The following is a 24,213-nucleotide window of genomic DNA, read 5'->3' on the forward strand; positions in this document are numbered from 1 at the left end:
GCTGCGAAGCAGTCGCAAAACCCGGCACCTCAGTCATTCTGGTTGACTGAGTACGCCGTATAGACGACTGCTTCGCAGCCGAACGCAGGCTTCGCCAGCTGCTACGGGTTATGCGTCGTTAGAAAAGCCGTGCCAGCAGCGCGGTCACGGCGGTTTCGACGCGAAGAATGCGCTCGCCCAGTTGCACCGGTTGCAGGCCGGACTTGCCCAGCAGGTCGATCTCGTAGGGAATCCAGCCACCCTCGGGGCCGATGGCCAGGGTCACCGGTTCGCTGAGTGCGCGAGGGCAGGGCGGGTAATTGCCCGGATGCCCCACCAGGCCGAGGGTGCCTTCGGTCATCGCGGGCAGACGGTCTTCGACAAACGGCTTGAAGCGTTTTTCGATGACGACTTCCGGCAGCACGCTGTCCCGCGCCTGTTCGAGGCCGAGGATCAACTGCTCGCGAATCGCCTCGGGCTCCAGGAACGGAGTCTGCCAGAAGCTCTTCTCGACGCGATAGCTGTTGACCAGCACGATACGCGGCACACCCATGGCTGCCACAGTCTGAAACACCCTGCGCAGCATTTTGGGCCGCGGCAGGGCCAATACCAGGGTCAATGGCAGCTTGGCCGGTGGCGGCTGATCGAGGGTGACGCGCAATTCCGCTTCGTCGGCGTCCAGGCGCAGCACTTCGGCCGAACCCATCAGACCGCCGATCCGCCCAACGCGCATGCTGTCACCCACTTCGCAGCGGTGGACTTCCTGCATGTGCGTCAGCCGGCGATCACGCAGGATCACCCGGTCGGCCGCAATGAAGTCGGCATCGATGAGGAGTAGCAGGTTCACGCTTGGGTCGCTGGCGGCTGGTCGTTGTGATCGTCAGCCGGTTGGTCGTCCGGATGTTCGCCACGCTTGCTGATCAGGCTGCCGAACAGGATGCCGATTTCAAACAGCAGCCACATCGGCACCGCCAGCAGGGTCTGCGAGAAAATGTCCGGCGGCGTCAGGATCATGCCGACCACGAAACAGCCGATGATCACGTACGGGCGGATCTTCTTCAGGTATTTGACGTCGACTACGCCGATCCACACCAGCAGCACCACGGCCACCGGAATTTCGAACGCCACGCCAAAGGCGAAGAACAGCGTCATGACGAAATCGAGGTAGCTGGTGATGTCGGTCATCATTTCCACGCCGGCCGGGGTGGCGGCGGCGAAGAACTTGAAGATCAGCGGGAACACCAGGAAATAGGCGAAGGCCATGCCGGCGTAGAACAGCAGGATGCTGGACACCAGCAGTGGCACGGCGATGCGTTTTTCATGCTTGTACAGGCCGGGGGCAATGAAACCCCAGATCTGATGCAGGATCACCGGGATGGCCAGGAACAGCGAGACCATCATCGTCAGCTTCAGCGGCGTCAGGAATGGCGACGACACGTCGGTGGCAATCATCGTCGCGCCGGCGGGCAGGTATGCGCGCAGCGGCGTCGAGACGAAGGTGTAGATCTGCTGGGTGAAGGCAAACAGCCCGGCGAAGATGATGAAAATCGCCGCTACACAGCGCAGCAGGCGGGTACGCAACTCGGTGAGGTGCGAAACCAGCGGCATGTGCTGGTCGTTTTCTGGGAGATCGCTCATGGGGCTCGCGGCGGCAGTGTTGGGTCATGAGGGGCCGGCGCAACGGGCGCAGCCGCAGGTGTAACGGGTTCAACCGGAGCGGCTGCAACAACGGGCGCAGGTTCGACAGGCGCTACAACGGGAGCAGGTGTCGAGTCGACAGTAGCGGCAGGCGCTTGAATCGTCTGCGCACCCACATGTTCGACCGGCGTAGGCTCCTGCTGGGTCGGCGTGAAGATTTTCCGCGCCTCCTGCTCAAGCGACAGGATGTGCTCGTTGTGCAGTTGCCGACGAATTTCGTCGGCACCGATTTCACGTTCAACTTCCTGTTTGATCGCGTTGAAGCTGCGCTTCAGGCGCCCGACCCACAGGCCAGCGGTGCGCGCAGCGCCCGGCAAGCGCTCGGGACCCAGCACCAGCAGGGCAACGAGGCCGACGAGCAGCAGTTCAGAGAAGCTGATACCAAACATTAGTCTGCGCTCACACGTCTTTGCGGATCGGCTCTTCGACTTTCTGCGCCTGCACGTCGATGGTGTGCGGCTGGTTCACAGAGGCCTGAGGCTGTACCGGTGGAACCGGTTGGGCCGGGGTCGCGTTCGGGTCGGCCGGTTTTTCGTCGTCGTTCATGGCTTTCTTGAAACCCTTGATCGACTCGCCAACGTCAGTGCCGAGGTTTTTCAGTTTCTTGGTGCCGAATACCAGTACCACGACAACCAGGATGACGATCCAGTGTTTCCAGTCAAAAATGCCCATGCTGCTGCTCCTCTCTAATAGTTATTCAGGCGGACGGACGCGAGGCTTTCTCTACGTGTCCGGAGAGACCGAAACGACGGTCCAGTTCATCGAGTACAGCCTGTGGATGCTGCCCCAATTGGGCGAGCATGACCATGCTGTGGAACCATAAATCGGCGGTTTCGTAGATCACATCGCTGCAGTCACCGCTGACGGCGGCGTCCTTGGCGGCAATGATGGTCTCGACCGACTCTTCGCCGACTTTTTCCAGAATCTTGTTCAAGCCCTTGTGGTACAGGCTGGCGACATACGAGCTGTCGGCGGCGGCGCCTTTGCGCTCTTCCAGCACTTGAGCCAGACGGGTCAGAGTGTCACTCATGTTTGTGCCCTGCGGAGTAGATGGCGTGCGGATCTTTCAGGACTGGGTCGACGGTTGTCCAATCGCCGTTCTCGTAGACGCGATAGAAGCAGCTCTGGCGGCCGGTATGACAGGCGATGTCGCCGATCTGCTCGACCATCAGGATGATCACGTCGGCGTCGCAGTCCAGGCGCATCTCGTGCAGGGTTTGCACATGGCCGGACTCTTCGCCCTTGCGCCACAGCTTGCCACGGGAACGCGACCAGTAAATGGCGCGGTTCTCGGCAGCGGTCAGTTCCAGTGCTTCGCGGTTCATCCAGGCCATCATCAGGACGCGCCCGGTCTTGTGATCCTGGGCGATGGCCGGCACCAGGCCGTCAGCGTCCCACTTGATCTCGTCCAGCCAGTTTTTCATCTTCGACTCCGACAGCGGGCTCGACACTTCAATAGCCGAGCTCAGGCGTTGAAACAGTGTGCCAGTCGTTCACCCAACTGGCTATCGGCGAACGACCAGATACAAACCGACGGCCATCATGATGCCAGCTGGCCAATAGTCCAACTGATTCAGTGGCCCGCCAGCGGCAAGGATGGCGCCTCCGGCCAGATGGGCCGTACCGAGCAGGCGCAGGAACCAGTCGTCGCGGCGTCGATGCCACGGTGGCGGCGGGTCGTAGGCGTGGGGCTGGGACATGCGTTCGAGCAAGTCGCGGGCCATGTTGGCCAGGTGCGGGATCTGTTCGAACTGGCTCTGCACGTTGCCGAGCAGGGCTTTGGGGCTGACCCGCTCGCGCATCCAGCGCTCGAGGAACGGCTGCGCGGTGTTCCACAGGTCGAGTTCCGGATACAGTTGGCGGCCCAGGCCTTCGATATTCAACAGGGTTTTTTGCAGCAAGACCAACTGCGGCTGCACTTCCATGTTGAAGCGACGCGCGGTCTGGAACAGGCGCATCAACACCTGACCGAAGGAAATATCCTTCAACGGTTTTTCGAAGATGGGCTCGCACACGGTACGGATCGCCGCTTCGAATTCGTTGAGTTTGGTTTCCGCCGGCACCCAGCCCGAATCGATGTGCAACTGCGCCACGCGACGGTAATCGCGCTTGAAGAAGGCGAACAGGTTGCGTGCCAGGTAGTCCTGGTCTTCCGGGGTCAGGCTGCCGACGATGCCGCAGTCGATCGCGATGTACTGCGGGCTCCACGGGTTCACGGTACTGACGAAAATGTTGCCCGGGTGCATGTCGGCATGGAAGAAACTGTCGCGGAACACCTGGGTGAAGAAGATTTCCACGCCGCGTTCAGCGAGCATTTTCATGTCGGTGCGCTGGTCGGCCAGGGTCGCCAGATCGGTGACCTGAATGCCGTAGATGCGCTCCATCACCAGCACTTTCGGCCGGCACCAGTCCCAATAGACTTGTGGCACGTACAGCAGCGGCGAACCGTCGAAGTTGCGCTTCAACTGGCTGGCGTTGGCCGCCTCGCGCAGTAGGTCGAGTTCGTCGTAGATGGTTTTTTCGTAGTCGCTGACCACGTCCACCGGGTGCAGCAGGCGCGCATCGGCCGAGAGTTTTTCGGCGGCACGGGCGAGGATGAACAGCCACGCCAGATCCTGGGCGATGACTGGTTTCAAGCCCGGACGAATCACTTTGACGACGACTTCTTCACCGGTTTTCAGTTGCGCGGCATGTACCTGCGCCACCGAGGCCGAGGCCAGCGGCTCGACATCGAAACGGCTGAACACGTCGCTGATTTTTTTGCCGAGCTGGTCTTCGATCAGCTTGACCGACACTTGCGAATCGAACGGCGGCACGCGGTCCTGCAGTTTCATCAGCTCATCGGCGATGTCTTCTGGCAGCAGGTCGCGGCGGGTGGACAGGATTTGCCCGAACTTGATGAAAATCGGCCCCAGGTCCTGCAGCGCCAGGCGCAAGCGCGCGCCACGGCTCAGGTCCAGGGTCTTGCGCGGGAACCAGCGCCACGGCAACGCGTAACGCAGTGCCCGCAGAAACCAGGGCAGTGGCAGGGCGAACAGCAGGTCATCGAGGCGGTAGCGGATCACGACGCGCTGGATGCGCAACAAACGGCGGACGGCAAGCAGCTTCATGCGTTATCGCTTGGGTCGAGGGATCGGGAAAGGCGCTCGAAACGCGCCTCGAGACGTTCCAGATCAAGTTTGATCCGGTCCAGTTCACTGAATCGGGCTTCGGCTTCGCGCTGACCGACAAGGGTGCGCGATTCTTCGGCCAGGTATTCGCCCAGGTTCTGGCCCAGGCTGGCGAACCCTTGCTGATACCAGCGGGCGCGGCTGCGCAGGTGACCGCCGACCAGTTGCGTGGCCACCGGCCCCAGCCAGCGCGAGAGTTCGTACTCCCAGTCCAGCTCGAGGTCCTGAAGGATCGCCGCCAGTTCCAGCAGCACACCGCTGTCGCCGTCGAGTTCGACTTCAGGGCTGTGCAGGATCGAGGTCTTGTCCTTGCTCATGGTCAGTTTCAACAGGCTCGAGGCCGGTGCACGCAAGGTGCAGTCGGCGCCGGTTTCCCACTGGGAGGCGAGCATCAGGCCTTCGTCGCTGGGCAGGATGAACAGTTGCAGCGCCGGGCTGCGGCAATCGACGGCAATCACCCGGCCGTTCAAATGCGCCAGCCGCGGCAGCGCCGTGCTGTCGAGACGCAGCACCCGGTTCAGGCCGAGTTCAACGCTGGCAAGCAGCCCGGCGAGCAGCATCAGGGCTTGATGCCGCGGTGCAGGGCAACGATGCCTGCGGTCATGTTGTGATAGGTCACGCGGTCGAAACCGGCCTCGACCATCATCGACTTCAGGGTTTCCTGGTTCGGGTGCATGCGGATCGATTCGGCCAGGTAGCGATAGCTTTCCGAGTCGTTGGTGATCAGCTTGCCCATCAGTGGCATGAAGGCAAACGAGTAGGCGTCGTAGGCCTTGGACATCAGCGCGTTGGTCGGCTTGGAGAACTCCAGCACCAGCAAGCGGCCACCCGGTTTGAGTACGCGCAGCATCGAGCGCAGGGCATCTTCCTTGTGGGTCACGTTGCGCAGGCCGAAGGCGATGGTCACGCAGTCGAAATGGTTGTCGGGGAACGGCAGTTTTTCCGCATCGGCCTGGACGAATTCGACGTTGCCGGCCACACCGAGGTCCAGCAGGCGGTCACGACCGACCTTGAGCATCGATTCGTTGATGTCGGCCAACACGACCTGGCCGGTCGGGCCGACGAGGTGCGAGAATTTTCTGGTCAGGTCGCCAGTGCCGCCGGCGATATCGAGCACGCGGTTGCCGGCACGAACGCCGGACAGTTCGATCGCGAAACGCTTCCACAGACGGTGCATGCCGCCCGACAGAAGGTCGTTCATCAGGTCGTACTTGGCGGCTACCGAGTGGAAAACCTCAGCGACTTTTTCCGCTTTCTGGCTTTCCGGAACGTTTTTGAAGCCGAAGTGAGTGGTGGGTTCGGCATCGCTGCCTTTGCGCTGATCAGTCATATCGCTGTCACCAAAAGAGAATGCGCGACATTCTAATCCCCAAGGCATGCTTTGTCTTGGCAAGGCTGAAGGTAAGATGGGCAACCATCGGGACGTTTTGACGCAGCAGAGGTCAAGATGCCTCGGGAAAGCATCCATAAAGCAGGAGTCATTTGATGGCCCGTATTAGTGTTCAACGTGCCCATGGCCTGGGCAAGGAAGCGGCTCGCGAGAAGGCCGACAAGCTGGCGCAGAAACTTGCCGACCAGTATGGCCTGGAGCCGCAGTGGTCCGGCGACACCCTGAACCTCAAGCGCCCAGGTGTGAAGGGCGCGGTGCATGTCAGTGAAGATTCGATCAAGGTCGACGTGGAACTGGGCCTGATGATGTCGGCCATGAGCGGCATGATCAAAGCGGAAATCGAAAAGGCGCTGGACAAGGTCCTGGTCTGATTTTCTGGTTGAAATGAGATCCCCTGTGGGAGCGGGCTTGCTCGCGAAGGCGGTGTGTCAGTGAAATTTTTATCAACTGACCCACTGCCTTCGCGAGCAAGCCCGCTCCCACATTTAGTTGGCGGTGCTCTCAAAGGTTTATGTCAGTTGTTAGGGTGCCGTTTCTAATTTTTCTCCCTACTTTGTGCCGGAGCCCGACACTTATCCGGGCAGTTCCTCAAACCTTCTGCGCGTGAGGTGCACCATGGCCAAAGTTATTTTGAAGAAAAAAACCGACGCATCGACCAGCACGCTGAGCGACGTCAAATCCTATGCCCGCAAGATCTGGCTGGCAGGCCTGGGTGCCTACGCCAAGGTCGGCCACGAGGGCGGCGAATACTTTCAAGAGCTGATCAAGGCTGGTCAGGTTGTTGAAAAGAAAGGCAAAAAAGTAGTCGCTGAGAAACTTGAAGCGGCGAATGCCGAGATCGATGAAGCCAAGAGTGAAGTGAGCACTTTCAAAGGCAAGGTCGAAGTTCAACTCGACAAGGTCGAGAAGGCGTTCGACACGCGTGTCGCAAGTGCCTTGAATCGTATCGGCATTCCGTCTAAACATGACGTTGAGACACTCTCTGCTAAGCTCGATGAGCTGACGGCATTGCTCGAACGTGTCGCGCGTAAATCTTAAGGAGAACGGGATGGCTGGCAAAAAGAATACTGAAAAAGAAGGCAGCTCGTGGATCGGGAAAGTCGAAGACTACTCCCGCAAAATCTGGCTGGCTGGCTTAGGCGTGTACTCGAAGATCGACACTGACGGCAGCAAGCTCTTCGATGCATTGGTAAAGGACGGCGAGAAAGCCGAGAAGCTCACCAAAAGCGCTGTTGGCAAGACAGTCGACGCCGCCAAGGACACCGCTTCTTCGGCCAAATCGCGCATCAGCGGCGTGAAAGATCGTGCACTGGGCAAGTGGGATGAGCTGGAAGGGGCTTTCGACAAGCGTCTGAACAGCGCCATTTCGCGCCTGGGCGTACCGAGCCGCAACGAAGTCAAAGCATTGCACAGCAAGGTCGATACCCTGACCAAGCAAATCGAAAAACTGACCGGTGCCAAGGTTGCGCCTGTTGCGGCGAAGGCCGCAGCAGCCAAGCCTGCTGCTAAACCGGCCGCCAAAACTGCTGCCAAGCCACTGGCAAAAGCAGCAGCCAAGCCTGCTGCCAAAACCGCTGCTGCAAAACCTGCAGCGGCCAAGCCAGCAGCCAAGCCGGTCGCCGCCAAAGCGGCAGCCAAACCAGCCGCGGCCAAGCCTGCTGCTAAAACCGCTGCTGCAAAACCTGCAGCGGCCAAGCCAGCAGCCAAGCCTGCTGTTGCGAAAAAACCTGCAGTGAAGAAGCCGGCAGCTCCAAAAGCCGCCGCGCCAAAACCAGCAGTGGCAGCTGCCAAACCGGCAACCCCGGCAGCTCCGGTCAGCGTATCGAACTCCGCGACCGCGCCAACCCCTGCTGTCACCCCGACTGCCGCGCCAGTTCCATCGACGCCAACCAGTCAGTCCTGATTTTCAGGGCTCAAGAAAACGCCCGGCCTTCACAGGTCGGGCGTTTTTGTTTGTGAGTGCATCCTGGAACACGACAGAGATCCCCTGTGGGAGCGGGCTTGCTCGCGAAAGCGGTGTGTCAGCCGACATCAATGCTGAATGATAAACAGCCTTCGCGAGCAAGCCCGCTCCCACATTTTTAATTGTGGTCCTCCAGATACGCCATCGCCATCTGCTCGGTCGCAGCCTTCATCGACGGCAGCAAATGTGGCGCCACCAGCATCATGATCTGGTAAACCACCAGTCGCACTTCACCTGCGCGGTCGAGAATCCGCTGATAGTCCAGCGAAAACAGCAGCGTCATGGTGATCTGTTCCACCAGTTGCCCCAGTGCCTGGGTATCGCTGACCAGCAGCCCTTGCGCCTGCAATCGTGCCAGCAGCGACGCCAGTGTGCGCTTGAGTGCATTGAGCAGATTGCGAATGCCCTTGGCCAGTTTCGGCAGGCGCCCGGCGAGGTTCGACAGGTCCTGGAACAGAAACCGGTAGTGGGACAGACGTTCGACGATCAGGTGCAGGAACAGCCAGTAGTCCTCCGGCGCCAGTTCGACATCGGCCGGTGGATCGAGCAAGGGGGTCAGTTCGCCCTGAAAGCGCTCGAACAGCCCGAGAATCAGTGGTTCCTTGCCGTGGAAGTGATAGTAGAGGTTGCCCGGGCTGATGCCCATTTCATTGGCAACTTCCATGGTGGAGACATTCGGTTCGCCCTTTTGGTTGAACAACTGCAGGGCACATTCGAGGATCCGGTCGCGGGTTTTCATCCAGTCTTCTTAATGATCGGGTCTTGCCACGGCCGGCAGGGGCCATGGCTCGTTGAACGTCAGCGCACGCGCACGTAAGTACCGGGTGCTGCCTCCATCGGTGGGTAGTTCTGGTTGCCGAGCGCCATGTGGGTTTCCTTCTGCGCACCGGAGCGCTCCTGAATCCAGCTCAGCCATTGGGTCCACCAACTACCGTCGACATGCTTGGCGTCGTAGTACCAGGCGCGGGGGTCGCTGCTCAGTTTGCCGTTCTCGACGTAGTTGGCTTTCGGGTTGCTCGGTGGGTTGAGAATGCTCTGCACATGACCGCTGTTGGACAATACGAAGCGCCGTTCGCCACCGAGCAGCAGCGTCGAGCGATACACCGCATCCCACGGCGTGATGTGATCGTTGATGCCGGCGACACTGAAGCTGTCGACGGTGACTTTCTGCAAATCAATCGGCGTGCCGCACACTTCCAGTCCGCCCGGGTGGGTCAGCGGGTTGTGTTTGAAGAAGTCCAGCAGGTCGCCATGCAGGGCCGCAGGCAGGCGCGTGTTGTCGTTGTTCCAGTAGAGGATGTCGAACGCCGGTGGCTCCTTGCCCAACAGGTAGTTATTGACGAAGTAGCTCCAGATCAAATCGTTGGGGCGCATCCAGGCGAAGACCTTGGCCATGTCGCGGCCGTCCAGTACACCCCGCTGATAGGAGCGGCGCTTGGCGGCTTCGAGGGTCTGTTCGTCGGCGAAGAGTGTGGCCGGACTGTCCAGCTGGCTGTCGAGCAGGCTCACCAGATAAGTCGCGCTGGACACCCTGCGCAACTGCCGCTTGGCCTGCAAGTGGCCCTGCAGCGCGGCAATGGTCAGCCCGCCGGCGCAAGCGCCCATCAGGTTGACCTCGCGTGCGCCGGTGATCGCCCGGCACACATTCATGGCCTCTTCCACCGCTTCCACGTAGGTCGAGAGCCCCCATTCGCGGTGACGCACATCCGGGTTTCGCCAGCTGATCACGAAGGTTTGCAAGCCGTTTTTCAGGGCGTACTGGACGAAGCTGTTGTGGGGGCTCAGGTCGAAAATGTAGAACTTGTTGATTTGTGGCGGTACCACCAGCAGGGGCTTGGAATACTGCTTTTCGCTCATCGGCTTGTACTGGATCAACTCCAGCAGCTCGTTGCGAAACACCACGGCACCGGTGGTGGTGGCGACCGTCTTGCCAACCTCGAACGCTTGCTTGGTGACTTGTCGGGGCAGGCCATCGTTGTGCAGCAGATCGTCCACCAAATGGCTGATGCCACGCACCAGGCTGTTACCACCGGAATTGAAGAGTTCCTTGACCGCCAGTGGATTGAGCAGGGTGTTGGATGGCGATACGGCGTCGTTGAGCAAGGCAAAAGCGAAGTGGGCACGGGCGCGGTCGTCCGGGCTCATGTTGCTCTCGTCGATCCAGCTTTTGACCTGTTTCTGCCAGCTCAGATAGGCCTGCAGGCTACGGCGATAAAACGGGTTGAGGCTCCACGCCGGGTCGGCGAAGCGAGCGTCTTGCGGGTTGGTCGGATGCAGGGTTTCACCCAGCAGCACACGGCCAAGCTGACCGCCGAGTTTGAGGGCATGCCGGGCGCTGTGCAGCGGATTGCGCAAGCCATGGGCGGCCACACTGCGCAGGGTCGACAACAGATCCCGGCCGCGCAGGCCGGTAATCGCACTCTGTGCATTGATGAACGCGGCGGGAGTCGGTAAGGAATCCCTCGCTGGTTTCTCGCGCATGAGTCAACACTCCTTCGTCTTCAGGCTAAAAACAAACACACCGAACCAGAACACCATAGACGCTGTAACGGGTTGTTGCGCGGCGTGGCGTCCTGCCGACCGCTGATGCAGCGGTTTAGCTGCCCAATGGCGCCGGACGCGGATGCATCACCGCGCGCTGGCGCTCCTCTTCCAGGAATTTCATGATGATCGGGGCGACCGCTTCGGCCCGGGTAATCAGGAACAGATGCCCGTCATCGATGATGTGCAACTGGGCGTTGGGAATCCGCCAGGCCAGCAGGCGCATGTTGATCAACGGGATCAGCGGATCGTCGTCGCCGGCCAGTACCAGGGTCGGCTGGCGGATCTTGTGCAGCCAATGAATGCTGGTCCAGCCGAGGCCGGCGAACAGCTGCCAGTAGTAACCCAGCTTGCCCGCTGAACGTACCTTGGCCGCATGGCTCGCGGCCAGCGTCGGGTCGCGACGGAACGAGCCACCGTAGATCATCGGCGCAATGCGGATCACGTGGGACGGCTGGATGTAACGCCGAGGGCTGGCCATCATCCACAGCACTTTCGGTTTGCCCGGTACCATCACCGCACCCGCCGCCGTCGCGGCCAGCACGAGTTTCTTGCAGCGCTCCGGATAGTCGTAAGCGAACTGCTGGGCCAGGGCGCCACCCCAGGACACGCCGATGACGTTGACCTGCCCGTAGTCGAGATAGTCGAGCATCCGCGCCGTGAGCTTGGCCAGCGCCGGAAAACGATACGGCCGGTTCGGCGTCGATGAACCGCCGACACCGGGTACGTCGAAGCAGATGACTTCCAGGTCCGGATCCAGTGCCGCGACGAACGGGAACACCAGCTCCAGGTTGGCGCCGATGCCGTTGAAAATCAGCAGGGGCGTCAAGTGAGGCTTGCCGGGGCGTACCGCCGTGCGGAGCGTCTGGCCATCCAGATCGACGGTACGAAAAATGAAGGGTTGCGGCATGCTTCAGGCCCTGTGGGTCGCTCTCTTGAATTCTTGCTCTTTCCCCTGTGGGAGCGGGCTTGCTCGCGAAAGCGGTCGATCATTGAACACTGACGTCGACTGACACGACGCCTTCGCGAGCAAGCCCGCTCCCACAAGGGGGGCGAGGTGTGTCAGTTACCGCTCATGCACGTAAGTGCCCGGTGCGGCTTCCCCCTCCGGGTAGGCCTTGTTGCCGAGTTTCGTCGGTGCTTTTTTCAGGTTGCCCGAACGCTGCGCCTGCCAGGCCTGCCAGTGCAGCCACCAGGAGTCAGCGTGCTTGGTCGACTCTTCTTGCCAGTCATCGGCATTGGCAGGCATTTCGGTGCTGGTCATGTAACGCGATTTCGGATTGCCCGGCGGGTTCAGGATGCTCTGGATGTGCCCGCTGCTGGACAGCACGAATTCGACGTTGCCGCCGAACAGTTGTGCCGATTTGTAGCAGGAGCGCCATGGCGTGATGTGGTCGTTGGTACCGGCCAGCGAGAAGATGTCGGCGGTGACCTTCTTCAGGTCAATCGGCGTGCCGCACACTTCCAGTGCATCGGCACGGGTCAACGGGTTACTTTTGAACATCTCGATCAGGTCGCCATGGAACGCGGCAGGCAACCGGGTGGTGTCGTTGTTCCAGAACAGAATGTCGAATACCGGCGGCTCGTTGCCCAGCAGGTAGTTGTTGACCCAGTAGTTCCAGATCAGGTCGTTGGGACGCATCCAGGCGAAGACTTTCGCCATGTCGCGGCCTTCGAGGACGCCGGCCTGGTAGGAGTGGCGCTTGGCGGCTTCGAGGGTTTGCTCGTCGACGAACAGGGCCACGTCGCTGTCCAGGGTGGTGTCGAGCACGCTGACCAGCAGCGTCAGGGCGTTGACCTTGTTCTCGCCGATTGCCGCGTAGTGGCCCAGCAGTGCGGTGCAGGTGATGCCGCCGGAGCAGGCACCGAGCATGTTCACGTCTTTGCTGCCGGTGATCGCGGTGACCACATCAACCGCTTCCTTGAGCGCTTCGATGTAGGTCGACAGGCCCCACTCGCGCTGCTCCTTGGTCGGGTTGCGCCAGCTGACGATGAAGGTTTGCACGTTGTTGCGCAGGCAGAATCGCGCCAGGCTTTTTTCCGGACTCAGGTCGAAAACGTAGAACTTGTTGATTTGCGGCGGCACCACCAGCAGTGGGCGCTCATGCACCTGCTCGGTGATCGGCTTGTACTGGATCAGCTCCAGCACGTCGTTGCGAAAGACCACTGCGCCCTCGGTCACACCCAGGGTCTTGCCGACCTCGAAAGCGCCCATGTTGACCTGGCTCGGCATGCCGCCGTTGTGCACCAGATCCTTGGCCAGGTGTGAGAGACCATCAAGCAGGCTTTTACCGCCGGTTTCGAAGAAGCGCTTGACCGCCGCCGGGTTGGCCGCCGTGTTGGTCGGGGCGAAGGCCTCGGTCATGAGGTTGATCACGAAGTGCCCGCGGCTGACGTCCTTGGGCGGCAGGTTGCTGTCGTCGATCCAGTCGTGGAGTTCCTTGCGCCACGCCAGGTAGGTTTGCAGATAACGTTTGTAGAGCGGGTTCTGGCTCCAGGCCGGATCCGCGAAGCGACGGTCATCGCTGGTCGGTTGCAGTTCGGATTTGCCGAACAGCACGTTCTTGAGTTCAAGGCCAAAATGCGCGACATGCCGGGCGCTGTGCACCGGCTGTTTGATGGCCTGCCTGAGCACCATTCGAGCAGAAGCCAGTAGATCCTTTCCACGCAGCCCAACGACAGGATTCAGTCCCAAGGTGTTTTCCGAGGCCTGATACTTCAAGTCATCGTTATTCTTGTTACTCATCTACGACGCTCCATTGTCCTGAGACGAGTACCGGGGTCCTGCTGTGTAGTCACACAGCCAATGCCAGGTACTACTGCTCGGGTGACCGTTAATTCTGCATCGCTGCTTTTTAATTCGCAGAGAGCACTGCAGGGAACTTGCCAGTTCCATTGGTTACCCGAGTTTAATTTTTTTCGCAAGCAGGCCAATGACTGACCTCGCGGCCAAGCATTCAAACAGATGAAATTAGAAAATGCCCTCTAAAGAGCGAGAGGCTCAGGCTAGAGCATCAGCTTGACGACGGATTCGTTCGGGTCGCGGGTTTTTCCGGCGGCTTTCAGCTCGGCCAGATAGTCCTCCCAGAGTGCGTCATAACGTCGCGCCAGTTCGTAGAGGTATTCCCAGGTGAACAGACCACTGTCGTGACCGTCATCGAAGGTCAGTTTCAGTGCGTACTGACCGGCCGGTTCCACTTTGGTCAGGCCTACGTTGATCTTGCCAAATTGCAGGATGGGTTTGCCGTGGCCCTGGACCTCGGCGGAAGGAGAGTGCACGCGCAGGAACTCGGCGGGCAGGGTGTATTCCTCGCCGGACGCGTATTTCAGCGACAGGGTTTTCGAGGCTTTGTGCAGCTTGATGTCGGTGGGGAGTTGGGTCATGACCTGAAATCCGTTTGTGTGGAACGGTAGCGACCCTTTGTAGGAGCTGGCTTGCCAGCGAAGGCGATCGCGAGGACGCCTTCGCCGGCAAGCCGGCTCCTACACAGGTCTCACATGACTACAGGATATAACGGGACAGGTCTTCGTTCTGCGCCAATTCGCCCAGGTGGCTGTTGACGTAGTCGGCGTCGATCAGGATCACCTTGTCGTCATGGGCGCTGGCCAGATCGCCGGCGCTGAACGACACCTCTTCGAGCAGACGCTCGAGCAGGGTGTGCAGGCGACGGGCACCGATGTTTTCGGTTTTCTCGTTGACCTGCCAGGCGATCTCCGCGATGCGCTTGATGCCGCTCGGCTGGAACTCGATGCCCAGGCCTTCGGTTTTCAACAGGGCGCAATATTGCTCGGTCAGCGAGGCGTGAGGCTCGCTGAGGATGCGTTCGAAGTCCTCCGGTGAAAGGGCCTTGAGTTCGACACGAATCGGCAGGCGGCCTTGCAGCTCGGGCACCAGGTCGCTCGGCTTGCTCAGGTGGAACGCACCGGAAGCAATGAACAGGATGTGGTCGGTCTTGACCATGCCCAGTTTGGTGTTGACGGTGCAGCCTTCGATCAGCGGCAGCAAGTCACGCTGCACACCTTCGCGGGACACATCGACGCCACCGGAATTGCCACGCTTGGCAACCTTGTCGATTTCGTCGATGAACACGATGCCGTGCTGCTCGACCGCTTCCAGGGCCTTGGCCTTCAACTCTTCATCGTTGACCAGGCGGCTGGCTTCTTCGTCGCGCACCAGTTTCAGCGCTTCCTTGACCTTGAGCTTGCGGCTCTTGCGCTTGCCCTTGCCCATGTTGGCGAACAGGCTTTGCAGCTGGTTGGTCATTTCTTCCATGCCCGGTGGCGCGGAGATATCGACACCGGCCATTTCGGCGACTTCGATTTCGATCTCCTTGTCATCCAGCTGGCCTTCGCGCAGGCGCTTGCGGAACAGCTGACGGGTGTTGGAGTCGGCAGTCGGGGCATCGTCGCTGCTGAAGCCCATGCGTGCCGGTGGCAGCAGGGCATCGAGGATGCGCTCTTCGGCGGCGTCTTCGGCGCGGTGGCGAACCTTGACGATTTCTTGTTCGCGCAGCAGCTTGATCGCCGCATCGGCCAGGTCACGAATGATCGATTCGACATCGCGGCCGACATAGCCGACTTCGGTGAACTTGGTCGCTTCGACCTTGATGAACGGCGCATTGGCCAGTTTGGCCAGACGACGGGCGATCTCGGTTTTACCGACACCCGTCGGGCCGATCATCAGGATGTTCTTTGGCGTTACTTCAACGCGCAGCTCTTCGGGCAGCTGCATGCGGCGCCAGCGATTGCGCAGGGCAATGGCGACGGCGCGCTTGGCATCGTCCTGGCCGATGATGTGGCGGTTGAGTTCGTGGACGATTTCACGGGGAGTCATGGACATAATATTCAGTGGACCTCAAGCAAGAATGAGCCGTGGTGCAATGGCTGCACGGGCTTACTCGGCGCAGTCCTGCTCCTCAATGGTCTGGGTGTGGTTGGTGAATACGCAGATGTCGCCGGCGATACCGAGGGCCGTTTCGACGATTTCCCGGGCCGACAGATCGGTCTTTTTCAGCAGTGCGCTGGCGGCGGCCTGGGCGTAGGCGCCACCGGAACCCATGGCGATCAGGCCGTCTTCCGGTTCAACCACATCGCCGTTACCGGTGATGATCAGGGAAGCGTCTTTGTTGGCGACCGCAAGCATGGCTTCGAGGCGGCTCAGGGAGCGGTCGGTGCGCCATTCTTTGGCGAGTTCGACAGCGGCGCGAACCAGATGGCCCTGATGTTTCTCAAGTTGGCCTTCGAAGCGTTCGAAGAGGGTAAAGGCGTCAGCGGTGGCACCGGCAAAACCGGCGATGACCTGGCCGTGGTACAGGCGACGAACTTTTTTCGCGTTGCCTTTCATCACGGTATTACCAAGGGAAACCTGGCCGTCGCCGCCCATGACGACTTTGCCGTGGCGGCGAACTGAAACGATGGTGGTCAAGGGAAGAGTCTCCACGCAGCGGGGCGAAAATGCCTTATGCCCATTCATATGGGGGTGGTGGAGTGGATTTCAACTGCAGGAAGCGGCGGGGGACGAATGGTGTTAAGCCGGGCGCAGGGGTGGCGTTTGTTCTGGTGCCTTCGCCGGCAAGCCGGCTCCTACAGGGGGGCGGGTAAATCCTGTAGGAGCTGGCTTGCCAGCGAAGAACGATAACGCGGTCGCCCTGACGGGATCAGCGGCTCTGGCGTTGTTGTAACAACAGATTGCTGAAGCCCGCACCGGCCAGTTGTTTCTGGGCGGTGGTCAGTTGTTCGCGGTTGCTGAACGGACCGACCAGCACCCGATACCAGGTTTCGTCCTTCACCGTGCCGGACTCAACCGCGACGGCCTGGCCCAGCAGGATGATCTGCGCCCGAACCTTGTCCGCGTCAGCCTCCTTGCGGAACGAACCGGCTTGCAGGAAGAACTTGGTCACCGGCGCCGCTTTGACCGGAGGCGCTGGCGGTGGCGTAATCCCGGCCAGGGCTGCCTGGGCGCGAGCCGTGTCGATCTTCGCCGCTTCGGCCGGGGTGACCGGCGTTGTCGGGATGGCCGGCACTTGCGGCGTCGGCAGGGTTTTTTCCGGCACGGCATCCGGCGGCACGATGACTTCCGATTCCGGCAGCAAGGTGTAGAAGTCGTACTTCGGCTTCACCGGTTGCGTCGGGCTCGGCGGGGTCTTGTTGGCCTCGGCGATCTTGCTGGCTTTCTGCTGTTGCTGTTGCTCGACTTTTTCACGCTTGACCGTGTCGCTGCCCTTGCCCGGTTCCAGCTTCATCAGGAACACGATGAAGGCGCCGACCGTCAGGCCGATCGCCATCCATAGCCATCCCGGAATCGGTTGCTTTGCAGGAGCTTGATAACGGCTGGCGCCACGCTTGGGTGCAGGTTTTTTCTTGGCAGCCAACTTACATACGCTCCAGAGTTTCCAGGCCCAAGAGTTCCAGGCCTTGCTTGAGGGTGCGTCCGGTCAGCGCGGCGAGGCGCAGACGGCTCTGCATTTGTGCCGGGGTATCGGCGGCGAGAATCGGGCAGTTCTCGTAGAAGCTGGAGAACAGGCCGGCGACGTCGTACAGGTAAGTGCAGAGAATGTGCGGGGTGCCCTTCTCGGACACGTTGTTCAGGATTTCACCGAACTGCGCAAGTTTCGCCGCCAACTCGTGTTCGTGTGCCGCTTCGAGAACGATCTGGCCGTCGACTTCGCTGAAATCCTTGCCGAGCTTGCGGAACACGCCGGCCACGCGGGTGTAGGCGTACAGCAGGTACGGCGCGGTGTTGCCTTCGAAGTTCAGCATCAGGTCGAAGTTGAAGCTGTAGTCGCTGGTGCGGTGCTTGGACAGGTCGGCGTATTTCACTGCGCCGATGCCCACCACCTTGGCGATGTTGCGCAGCTCGGCTTCGGCCAGCTCCGGGTTTTTGTCCTTGACCAGGGTGTAGGCGCGCTCCTGGGCTTCGGTCAGCAGATCGATCAGTTTCACGGTGCCGCCATCACGGGTCTTGAACGGACGGCCGTCAGCGCCGTTCATGGTGCCGAAGCCCATGTGCTCCATTTCCATCGGATGGGTCACGAAGCCAGCCTTGCGCGCTACGGCGAACACTTGCTGGAAGTGCAGGGCCTGGCGCTGGTCGACGAAGTACAGCGCGCGATCGGCCTTGAGCTTGCCGCTGCGGTAGCGCACGGCGGCCAGGTCGGTGGTGGCGTAGAGGTAGCCGCCGTCAGCTTTTACGATGATCACCGGCAGCGGGTCGCCGTCGGCATTCTTGAACTCGTCGAGGAACACGCACTGGGCGCCATTGCTCTCAACCAGCATGCCCGCCGCCTTCAAGTCGTTGACCACGTTGATCAGGTCGTCGTTGTAGGCGCTTTCGCCCATCACGTCGGCCATGGTCAATTTGACGTTGAGCAGCTCGTAGATCTTCTGGCAGTGGGACAGCGAAATGTCCTTGAACTTGGTCCACAACGCCAGGCAGTCGGCATCGCCGGCCTGCAACTTGACCACCAGGCCACGGGCACGGTCGGCGAATTCTTCGGATTCGTCGAAGCGTTGCTTGGCGGCGCGGTAGAAGTTCTCCAGGTCCGACAACTCGTCGCTGGTGATCGGGTTTTCCTGCAGATAAGCCATCAGCATGCCGAACTGGGTGCCCCAGTCGCCGACGTGGTTCTGACGGATAACGGTGTCGCCGAGGAACTCCAGCACACGGGCCACGCCGTCGCCGATGATGGTCGAGCGCAAGTGACCGACGTGCATCTCTTTGGCCAGGTTCGGTGCCGACAGGTCAACCACGGTGCGCTGCACCGGGCCGGCCTTGCGTACGCCGATGTGGGCGTCGGCCAGGGCGGCGTCCAGGCGTGAGGCCAGGGCATCGGTGTTCTGGAAGAAGTTCAGGAAGCCAGGGCCGGCGATTTCGGTCTTGGAGACGTTTTCGTCCGCCGGCAGCGCGGCGATGATTTTTTCCGCCAGGTCGCGTGGCTTCATGCCGGCCGGTTTGGCCAGCATCATTGCGATGTTGCTGGCGAAGTCACCGTTCTTCTTGTCGCGGGAGTTTTCCACCTGGATCGCCGGCGACAGCCCTTCAGGCAACACACCTTCGTTGACGAGTTGGGTGATGGCTTGCTGGATCAACTGGCGAATGGTGTCTTTCATGGTCTTCTCTTTCGACCGCAGGCGCGGCGGCGCATCATGCGCTGGTGGAAAAACTGGGCATTATCCGTTGCGAAGACGGGCTTGCCAACCTTAGCAGGCAGGATGTGGATGTGTGGTGACAATTCGACAGCTTTCGCTGGCAAGCCAGCTCCTACACAGACCCGATGTGATCACTGTAGGAGCTGGCTTGCCAGCGAAGGCAATCTCCCAATCAATACAAATCCACAGGGTCAACATCTAAAGACCAGCGCACCGCCCGCCCGCTCGGCATCTGCTCCAGCACCAACAACCAACTGGCAAGCAATCGATGCAACGGTGCCCGCGCCGTAGCCTGCAACAACAGTTGTGCGCGATAGCGCCCGGCTCGCCGCTCCATGGGCGCCGGCACCGGCCCCAGCAACTCAATGCCGGTCAGGTTTTGCTCGGCCAGCAAACGCTCCGCCTCGCTGCACGCCTCTTCCAGGAAGCCTTCGGCCTGACCCGGTTTGTGCGCCTCGGCCCGCAATAGCGCCAGGTGTGCAAAAGGCGGCAACCCGGCCGCACGGCGTTCGCTCAAGGCCTGTTCGGCGAAGGCGAAATAGCCTTGCTCGGTCAGTTGTACCAGTAGCGGATGGTCGGCCAGGTGCGTCTGGATAATCACCTTGCCCGGCTCTTCGGCGCGGCCTGCGCGGCCGGCGACCTGGACGATCAACTGCGCCATGCGCTCGCTGGCGCGGAAATCACCGGAAAACAGGCCGCCGTCGGCGTCGAGGATCGACACCAGCGTCACCCGTGGAAAGTGGTGGCCTTTGGCAAGCATTTGCGTGCCGATCAAAATGCACGGCTGACCTTTTTGAATGGTGGCGAACAACTGGTTCATCGCGTCCTTGCGCGACGTGCTGTCGCGGTCGACCCGCAGCACCGGATAGTCCGGGAACAGAATTGCCAGGCGCTCCTCGGCCCGTTCGGTGCCGGCGCCCACGGGGCGCAAATCCACCTTGTTGCACTTCGGGCACTGGCGCGGCACGCGCTCAACGTAGCCGCAATGGTGGCAACGCAATTCACCGTAACGTTGATGCACGGTCATCCGCGCATCGCAACGCTGGCATTCGGACATCCAGCCACAGTCATGGCACAGCAGGGTCGGGGCGAAGCCGCGGCGGTTGAGGAATACCAGTACCTGCTGCCCGGCAGCCAGGGTCTGACCGATGGCCTGCTGCATCGGCCCGGAAATGCCGCTGTCCAGCGGGCGGCTTTTTACGTCCAGGCGCAGGAAACGCGGCTGCTTGGCCCCGCCGGCGCGCTCATTCAGGCGCAGCAGCCCGTACCGGCCGGTGTAGGCGTTGTGCAGGCTTTCCAGCGAAGGGGTGGCGGAGCCGAGGACAATCGGGATGTTTTCCTGCCGCGCCCGCACCAGCGCCAGATCGCGGGCGTGGTAACGCAATCCTTCCTGCTGTTTATACGAACCGTCGTGCTCTTCGTCGATGATGATCAGGCCGGGGTTTTTCATCGGCGTGAACAGGGCCGAGCGGGTGCCGATAATAATGTCGGCCTCGCCGTCCCGGGCGGCCAGCCAGGCATCGAGGCGTTCGCGGTCATTGACTGCCGAATGGATCAGCGCGATGCGGGCATTGAAACGCTGCTCGAAGCGCGCCAGGGTCTGCGGGCCGAGGTTGATTTCCGGGATCAACACCAGCGCTTGTTTGCCGGCCTCCAGGGTTTCGCGGATCAACTGTAAATAGACTTCGGTCTTGCCGCTGCCAGTGACACCGGCCAACAGGAACGCGTGATAGCTGTCGAACCCGGCCCGAATCGCCTCATAGGCGGCGCGTTGCTCCGGGTTCAGCGGGAGTTCCGGTTGCGCCAGCCAGTGTTCGTGGCGTGCACCGGGGGCGTGCCGGCGGATCTCGACCTGCACCAGGTCTTTGGCCAGCAACAAATCCAGGCTGTCCTTGCTCAGCATCAGTTTGCTCAGCAATTGGTGGGCGACGCCGTGGGGATGCTGGGCCAGCGTTGCCAGGGCTTCGCGCTGGCGCGGGGCACGGGCGATGCGCGGATCATCCAGGCTGGCGCCCGGCGCGGCGGACCAGAAACGTTCCTGGCGCGCTTCGGCCAGCTCACCCTGGCGCAGTAGCACCGGCAGCGCCCAGCTCAAGGTGTCGCCGAGGCTGTGCTGATAATACTGGGACGTCCACAGGCACAGCTTGAACAGCGCGGGCGGCAGCGGTGGCGTGGCGTCGAGCAGGGCCAGGGCCGGCTTGAGTTTCTCCGCCGGCACCTCGCTGGTGTCGGTGACTTCCACCAGAATCCCGATCATCTCGCGCCGGCCGAACGGCACCCGCAGGCGCATGCCAGGGTGCAACTGGGCGCGCAGGACGCCGGCCGGAGCGCGGTAGTCGAACAGGCGGCGCAGCGGCGAAGGCAGGGCGAGGCGCAAAATGGCGTCGGGCACGCGGGGGGATCTCGATCAGCAGGAAACAAAGGAAGGGGTGGACGCAGATCAATTGTGGGAGCGGGCTTGCTCGCGAAGAAGGAGTGTCAGTCAACGCATTTATTGCCTGACACACCGCTTTCGCGAGCAAGCCCGCTCCCACATGGGAATGCGCTTGAGGCCGGGAGCCTAGCAGACGACTGGTTTGAGGGACAGCTTGCGTGAATGGGATTGTCTGGTAGAATCCGCGGCCTAATTACGTGCGGTATTCAACAATAGTGTTGGGTGGCGGCACGCTAGCCCGAGGAAAACACCATGAAAGCTGATATCCATCCAGAATACCCAGCAGTTGCTGTTACCTGCAGCTGCGGCAACAAGTTCGAAACCCGTTCGACCTTCGGCAAAGCCCTGGCGATCGACGTTTGCAACGAATGCCACCCGTTCTACACCGGTAAGCAGAAGACTCTGGACACCGGTGGTCGCGTTCAGAAGTTCGCCGACCGTTTCGGTGCTTTCGGCGCGAAAAAGGCCTAAGGCCGATCAACTTGGGAAGCCGCTGCGGTTTTTCCATGCTGATGAAAAAGGCGTCCCTTGCGGGCGCCTTTTTTGTGTCCGCGATTTGGCTTTCCGCCGCCCAGGCCTTTTGCCCGGCTCCCGGCGGGCTGACCACGGTTGCGGTGCAGCGAGTCGTGGATGGTGACACCCTGCGCCTGAGCGATGGCCGCAGCGTGCGCATGATCGGCTTGAACACGCCTGAGTTAGGCAAGAAGGGCCGCTCCGACGAGCCGTTCGCCGTGGCGGCGCGCAAGCGACTCGAAGCCCTTGTGGCGGCAAGCGACGGGCAGGTGGGTTTGCTGCCGGGCAAAGAAAGCCAAGACCATTACGGTCGCACCCTGGCCCATGTCTACGGTGCCGATGGCGCCAATCTCGAAGCGCAAATGCTCGCCGAAGGCCTGGGTTTTATGGTGGCCGTGGCACCGAATGTCGATCTCGTCGCCTGTCAGCAAGCTGCGGAAAGCAGTGCTCGACAGGCCGGGCTCGGGTTATGGCGCCAGTCACCTGTACTGAAAGCGGAGCAGATCAGCACCTCCGGGTTTGCCGTGCTCAGCGGTCGTGTGAGCAAGGTGCAGCGTAATCGCGGCGGGGTTTGGATCGAGTTGCAGGATTCGGTTGTATTACGCGTTGCACCCAATCTGCTGGCGCGTTTCGATATGAATTCGCTGGAAAGTCTCAAAGGCAAGCAAGTCGAGGCGCGCGGCTGGGTGCTGGATCGCTCGCGCAAGGGTGGTCTAAAGGAGGGGCAGGCGCGCTGGATGTTGCCCTTGACTGACCCGGCGATGCTTCAAGTGGTGCAGTGATAAAAAATTGTAGACATTTTTTCTTTCGATTGTGAACAGTCTATCCCTTATGTTCCGTGGCTCTTGGCCCAAAGTCGTAGGGCGGGGCGCTTGACAGGGGTGACCGGTCAGTCTTGTGGGGACTTTGCGAGGCGCGTATCCTCGCTGACCAGTCTGTCCAACAGTAAAAGCGGAATGCCAAAATGTCTGATCTGAAAACTGCCGCTCTCGAATATCATGCCAATCCTCGTCCAGGGAAGCTGAGTGTCGAGCTCACCAAGGCCACTGCTACCGCTCGCGACCTGTCGCTGGCCTACAGCCCGGGCGTAGCCGAACCAGTACGCGAGATCGCCCGCGATCCTGAACTGGCCTACAAGTACACCGGCAAAGGCAACCTGGTTGCAGTCATTTCCGATGGCACCGCGATTCTCGGCCTGGGTAACCTCGGCCCATTGGCCTCCAAGCCAGTGATGGAAGGTAAAGGCGTACTGTTCAAGCGCTTCGCCGGCATCGACGTTTTCGACATCGAAGTCGACTCCGAAAGCCCGCAGGCCTTCATCGACACCGTCAAGCGCATCTCCATCACCTTTGGTGGCATCAACCTGGAAGACATCAAGGCACCAGAGTGCTTTGAAATCGAACGCGCTCTGATCGAGCAGTGCGATATTCCGGTATTCCACGATGACCAGCACGGCACCGCTATCGTGACCGCCGCCGGCATGATCAACGCCCTGGAAATCGCTGGCAAAACCCTGCCGGAAGCCAAGATCGTCTGCCTGGGTGCCGGTGCTGCCGCCATCTCCTGCATGAAGTTGCTGGTGAGCATGGGCGCCAACATCGAAAACATCTACATGGTCGACCGTACCGGTGTGATCCACTCCGGCCGTGACGACCTGAACCAGTACAAGGCTGTGTTCGCTCACGCGACCGACAAGCGCACCCTGGCTGACGCCCTGCAAGGCGCTGACGTGTTCGTAGGCCTGTCCGGCCCGAACCTGCTGAGCCCTGAAGGCCTGCTGTCGATGGCGGCCAACCCGATCGTGTTCGCATGCTCGAACCCTGATCCGGAAATCTCCCCGGAGCTGGCACACGCCACCCGTAGCGACGTGATCATGGCCACCGGTCGTTCCGACTACCCGAACCAGGTCAACAACGTACTGGGCTTCCCGTTCATCTTCCGTGGTGCCCTGGACGTTCGCGCCAAGCGCATCAACGAAGAAATGAAAGTGGCTGCGGCCAACGCCCTGCGTGAACTGGCCAAGCTGCCAGTGCCTCAGGAAGTGTGCGACGCCTACGGCGGCATCAAGCTGGAATTCGGTCGTGAGTACATCATTCCGAAGCCAATGGATGCCCGTCTGATCACCCTGATCTCCGATGCCGTGGCTAAAGCCGCTATCGAGACCGGTGTGGCGACCCTGCCGTATCCGAAGAACTACCCTCTGAAAAGCGTGGATGACGTGTTCAACGGCTAAGCTGTTGTAGCGTTCAACCGAAAACCCCGGCTCTTGATTGTGCCGGGGTTTTTTTATGCCTGTGTTTTTTGTGGTGTCTGTGACGACCTCTTCGCGAGCAAGCCCGCTCCCACATTGGAACGCATTCTCCTGTGGGAGCGGGCT

The 24,213-nt window shown here is 60.8% G+C and carries 25 protein-coding genes; 6 read left to right on the forward strand and 19 right to left on the reverse strand.

All coding sequences use genetic code 11. The annotated features are described in order from the left end of the window. Nucleotides 1-118 precede the first annotated feature (118 nt). From AC07XF_RS05705 to ubiE, 9 genes are all read right to left on the reverse strand, one after another. Nucleotides 119-826 carry a 16S rRNA (uracil(1498)-N(3))-methyltransferase gene (locus AC07XF_RS05705; RefSeq protein WP_495025730.1) on the reverse strand — a complete coding sequence of 236 codons (708 nt, stop codon included), beginning with the start codon at nt 824-826 and terminating at the stop codon, nt 119-121. Continuing rightward, a complete protein-coding gene (tatC, locus tag AC07XF_RS05710) occupies nt 823-1,617 on the reverse strand; it encodes a twin-arginine translocase subunit TatC (protein WP_007996287.1) in 795 nt (264 codons plus the stop codon). Before tatC ends, AC07XF_RS05705 begins: the two co-directional genes overlap by 4 nt. Continuing rightward, nucleotides 1,614-2,066 (reverse strand): Sec-independent protein translocase protein TatB, encoded by a 453-nt coding sequence (gene tatB / locus AC07XF_RS05715; protein ID WP_495025731.1) that lies wholly within the window; start codon nt 2,064-2,066, stop codon nt 1,614-1,616. Before tatB ends, tatC begins: the two co-directional genes overlap by 4 nt. A gap of 10 nt (nt 2,067-2,076) precedes the next feature. Beyond that, on the reverse strand, nt 2,077-2,349 hold the full coding sequence (locus tag AC07XF_RS05720) for a twin-arginine translocase TatA/TatE family subunit (RefSeq protein ID WP_007989280.1): 273 nt from the start codon (nt 2,347-2,349) through the stop codon (nt 2,077-2,079). A 25-nt stretch (nt 2,350-2,374) separates the two neighbouring features. Then, nucleotides 2,375-2,707, reverse strand: coding sequence for a phosphoribosyl-ATP diphosphatase (locus AC07XF_RS05725; RefSeq protein WP_007952422.1), 333 nt, complete (start codon nt 2,705-2,707; stop codon nt 2,375-2,377). Next, nucleotides 2,700-3,101: a phosphoribosyl-AMP cyclohydrolase gene (gene hisI, locus AC07XF_RS05730; protein ID WP_007989281.1), complete on the reverse strand. Its 402-nt coding sequence runs from the start codon at nt 3,099-3,101 to the stop codon at nt 2,700-2,702. The genes AC07XF_RS05725 and hisI overlap by 8 nt, the downstream gene beginning before the upstream one ends. An 81-nt stretch (nt 3,102-3,182) precedes the next feature. Continuing rightward, complete coding sequence (gene ubiB, locus AC07XF_RS05735) at nt 3,183-4,787, reverse strand: ubiquinone biosynthesis regulatory protein kinase UbiB (RefSeq protein ID WP_495025732.1); 1,605 nt, start codon at nt 4,785-4,787, stop codon at nt 3,183-3,185. Beyond that, entirely contained in the window at nt 4,784-5,407 is a 624-nt protein-coding gene (locus AC07XF_RS05740; protein ID WP_495025733.1) for a ubiquinone biosynthesis accessory factor UbiJ, read from the reverse strand. The genes ubiB and AC07XF_RS05740 overlap by 4 nt, the downstream gene beginning before the upstream one ends. Further along, nucleotides 5,407-6,177, reverse strand: coding sequence for a bifunctional demethylmenaquinone methyltransferase/2-methoxy-6-polyprenyl-1,4-benzoquinol methylase UbiE (gene ubiE, locus AC07XF_RS05745; RefSeq protein WP_007975568.1), 771 nt, complete (start codon nt 6,175-6,177; stop codon nt 5,407-5,409). The genes AC07XF_RS05740 and ubiE overlap by 1 nt, the downstream gene beginning before the upstream one ends. A 155-nt stretch (nt 6,178-6,332) precedes the next feature. Between ubiE and AC07XF_RS05750 the strand changes: the two genes are divergently transcribed. The 3 genes from AC07XF_RS05750 to AC07XF_RS05760 all read left to right on the forward strand — a co-directional run bounded on the left by AC07XF_RS05750 (nt 6,333) and on the right by AC07XF_RS05760 (nt 8,140). Further along, entirely contained in the window at nt 6,333-6,608 is a 276-nt protein-coding gene (locus tag AC07XF_RS05750; RefSeq protein WP_495025734.1) for a polyhydroxyalkanoic acid system family protein, read from the forward strand. Nucleotides 6,609-6,852: 244 nt separating this feature from the next. Then, nucleotides 6,853-7,275, forward strand: a complete 423-nt coding sequence (locus AC07XF_RS05755; protein ID WP_495025735.1) for a phasin family protein — start codon at nt 6,853-6,855, stop codon at nt 7,273-7,275. Nucleotides 7,276-7,285: 10 nt separating this feature from the next. Further along, the gene (locus AC07XF_RS05760; protein WP_495025736.1) at nt 7,286-8,140 is read left to right on the forward strand and encodes a phasin family protein; all 855 of its coding nucleotides are present in this window, start codon (nt 7,286-7,288) and stop codon (nt 8,138-8,140) included. 178 nt (nt 8,141-8,318) lie between these two features. Here AC07XF_RS05760 and AC07XF_RS05765 read toward each other — a convergent pair whose 3' ends face one another. The 10 genes from AC07XF_RS05765 to AC07XF_RS05810 form a co-directional block, all read right to left on the reverse strand. Then, nucleotides 8,319-8,939: a TetR/AcrR family transcriptional regulator gene (locus AC07XF_RS05765; protein ID WP_495025737.1), complete on the reverse strand. Its 621-nt coding sequence runs from the start codon at nt 8,937-8,939 to the stop codon at nt 8,319-8,321. A gap of 59 nt (nt 8,940-8,998) precedes the next feature. Next, a complete protein-coding gene (phaC, locus tag AC07XF_RS05770; RefSeq protein WP_495025738.1) occupies nt 8,999-10,681 on the reverse strand; it encodes a class II poly(R)-hydroxyalkanoic acid synthase in 1,683 nt (560 codons plus the stop codon). Nucleotides 10,682-10,796: 115 nt separating this feature from the next. Further along, nucleotides 10,797-11,651, reverse strand: a complete 855-nt coding sequence (phaZ, locus tag AC07XF_RS05775) for a poly(3-hydroxyalkanoate) depolymerase (protein WP_495025739.1) — start codon at nt 11,649-11,651, stop codon at nt 10,797-10,799. 156 nt (nt 11,652-11,807) lie between these two features. Then, on the reverse strand, nt 11,808-13,487 hold the full coding sequence (gene phaC / locus AC07XF_RS05780; protein WP_495025740.1) for a class II poly(R)-hydroxyalkanoic acid synthase: 1,680 nt from the start codon (nt 13,485-13,487) through the stop codon (nt 11,808-11,810). Between the two features lie 260 nt (nt 13,488-13,747). Continuing rightward, on the reverse strand, nt 13,748-14,125 hold the full coding sequence (locus tag AC07XF_RS05785) for a gamma-butyrobetaine hydroxylase family protein (protein WP_007999201.1): 378 nt from the start codon (nt 14,123-14,125) through the stop codon (nt 13,748-13,750). Nucleotides 14,126-14,243: 118 nt separating this feature from the next. Continuing rightward, complete coding sequence (gene hslU / locus AC07XF_RS05790) at nt 14,244-15,581, reverse strand: ATP-dependent protease ATPase subunit HslU (protein WP_007989295.1); 1,338 nt, start codon at nt 15,579-15,581, stop codon at nt 14,244-14,246. Nucleotides 15,582-15,635: 54 nt separating this feature from the next. Then, complete coding sequence (gene hslV / locus AC07XF_RS05795) at nt 15,636-16,166, reverse strand: ATP-dependent protease subunit HslV (protein ID WP_007975582.1); 531 nt, start codon at nt 16,164-16,166, stop codon at nt 15,636-15,638. Between the two features lie 232 nt (nt 16,167-16,398). Further along, nucleotides 16,399-17,112 (reverse strand): SPOR domain-containing protein, encoded by a 714-nt coding sequence (locus AC07XF_RS05800; RefSeq protein ID WP_495025741.1) that lies wholly within the window; start codon nt 17,110-17,112, stop codon nt 16,399-16,401. 1 nt (nt 17,113) lies between these two features. Next, nucleotides 17,114-18,850 carry an arginine--tRNA ligase gene (gene argS / locus AC07XF_RS05805; RefSeq protein ID WP_495025742.1) on the reverse strand — a complete coding sequence of 579 codons (1,737 nt, stop codon included), beginning with the start codon at nt 18,848-18,850 and terminating at the stop codon, nt 17,114-17,116. A 211-nt stretch (nt 18,851-19,061) separates the two neighbouring features. Continuing rightward, nucleotides 19,062-21,281 (reverse strand): primosomal protein N', encoded by a 2,220-nt coding sequence (locus AC07XF_RS05810; protein ID WP_495025743.1) that lies wholly within the window; start codon nt 21,279-21,281, stop codon nt 19,062-19,064. A gap of 294 nt (nt 21,282-21,575) precedes the next feature. Between AC07XF_RS05810 and rpmE the strand changes: the two genes are divergently transcribed. The 3 genes from rpmE to AC07XF_RS05825 all read left to right on the forward strand — a co-directional run bounded on the left by rpmE (nt 21,576) and on the right by AC07XF_RS05825 (nt 24,069). Then, nucleotides 21,576-21,794 (forward strand): 50S ribosomal protein L31, encoded by a 219-nt coding sequence (rpmE, locus tag AC07XF_RS05815; protein WP_007975586.1) that lies wholly within the window; start codon nt 21,576-21,578, stop codon nt 21,792-21,794. A 35-nt stretch (nt 21,795-21,829) separates the two neighbouring features. Continuing rightward, entirely contained in the window at nt 21,830-22,618 is a 789-nt protein-coding gene (locus tag AC07XF_RS05820) for a thermonuclease family protein (RefSeq protein WP_495025744.1), read from the forward strand. A 182-nt stretch (nt 22,619-22,800) separates the two neighbouring features. Next, nucleotides 22,801-24,069: a malic enzyme-like NAD(P)-binding protein gene (locus AC07XF_RS05825; protein WP_007989306.1), complete on the forward strand. Its 1,269-nt coding sequence runs from the start codon at nt 22,801-22,803 to the stop codon at nt 24,067-24,069. The last annotated feature ends 144 nt before the right edge of the window (nt 24,070-24,213 follow it).

Source organism: Pseudomonas sp. GW821-FHT01C01, from assembly GCF_059422645.1.

Coding starts and splice junctions, on each gene's coding strand:
- AC07XF_RS05820 (WP_495025744.1), top strand. CDS start 21,830: ATGCTGATGAAAAAGGCGTCCCTTGCGGGCGCCTTTTTTGTGTCCGCG.
- AC07XF_RS05785 (WP_007999201.1), bottom strand. CDS start 14,125: ATGACCCAACTCCCCACCGACATCAAGCTGCACAAAGCCTCGAAAACC.
- AC07XF_RS05720 (WP_007989280.1), bottom strand. CDS start 2,349: ATGGGCATTTTTGACTGGAAACACTGGATCGTCATCCTGGTTGTCGTG.
- phaC (WP_495025738.1), bottom strand. CDS start 10,681: ATGCGCGAGAAACCAGCGAGGGATTCCTTACCGACTCCCGCCGCGTTC.
- rpmE (WP_007975586.1), top strand. CDS start 21,576: ATGAAAGCTGATATCCATCCAGAATACCCAGCAGTTGCTGTTACCTGC.
- phaZ (WP_495025739.1), bottom strand. CDS start 11,651: ATGCCGCAACCCTTCATTTTTCGTACCGTCGATCTGGATGGCCAGACG.
- AC07XF_RS05740 (WP_495025733.1), bottom strand. CDS start 5,407: ATGCTGCTCGCCGGGCTGCTTGCCAGCGTTGAACTCGGCCTGAACCGG.
- phaC (WP_495025740.1), bottom strand. CDS start 13,487: ATGAGTAACAAGAATAACGATGACTTGAAGTATCAGGCCTCGGAAAAC.
- AC07XF_RS05765 (WP_495025737.1), bottom strand. CDS start 8,939: ATGAAAACCCGCGACCGGATCCTCGAATGTGCCCTGCAGTTGTTCAAC.
- tatB (WP_495025731.1), bottom strand. CDS start 2,066: ATGTTTGGTATCAGCTTCTCTGAACTGCTGCTCGTCGGCCTCGTTGCC.
- AC07XF_RS05760 (WP_495025736.1), top strand. CDS start 7,286: ATGGCTGGCAAAAAGAATACTGAAAAAGAAGGCAGCTCGTGGATCGGG.
- argS (WP_495025742.1), bottom strand. CDS start 18,850: ATGAAAGACACCATTCGCCAGTTGATCCAGCAAGCCATCACCCAACTC.
- ubiB (WP_495025732.1), bottom strand. CDS start 4,787: ATGAAGCTGCTTGCCGTCCGCCGTTTGTTGCGCATCCAGCGCGTCGTG.
- AC07XF_RS05750 (WP_495025734.1), top strand. CDS start 6,333: ATGGCCCGTATTAGTGTTCAACGTGCCCATGGCCTGGGCAAGGAAGCG.
- AC07XF_RS05725 (WP_007952422.1), bottom strand. CDS start 2,707: ATGAGTGACACTCTGACCCGTCTGGCTCAAGTGCTGGAAGAGCGCAAA.
- hisI (WP_007989281.1), bottom strand. CDS start 3,101: ATGAAAAACTGGCTGGACGAGATCAAGTGGGACGCTGACGGCCTGGTG.
- tatC (WP_007996287.1), bottom strand. CDS start 1,617: ATGAGCGATCTCCCAGAAAACGACCAGCACATGCCGCTGGTTTCGCAC.
- hslU (WP_007989295.1), bottom strand. CDS start 15,581: ATGTCCATGACTCCCCGTGAAATCGTCCACGAACTCAACCGCCACATC.
- AC07XF_RS05755 (WP_495025735.1), top strand. CDS start 6,853: ATGGCCAAAGTTATTTTGAAGAAAAAAACCGACGCATCGACCAGCACG.
- AC07XF_RS05825 (WP_007989306.1), top strand. CDS start 22,801: ATGTCTGATCTGAAAACTGCCGCTCTCGAATATCATGCCAATCCTCGT.
- ubiE (WP_007975568.1), bottom strand. CDS start 6,177: ATGACTGATCAGCGCAAAGGCAGCGATGCCGAACCCACCACTCACTTC.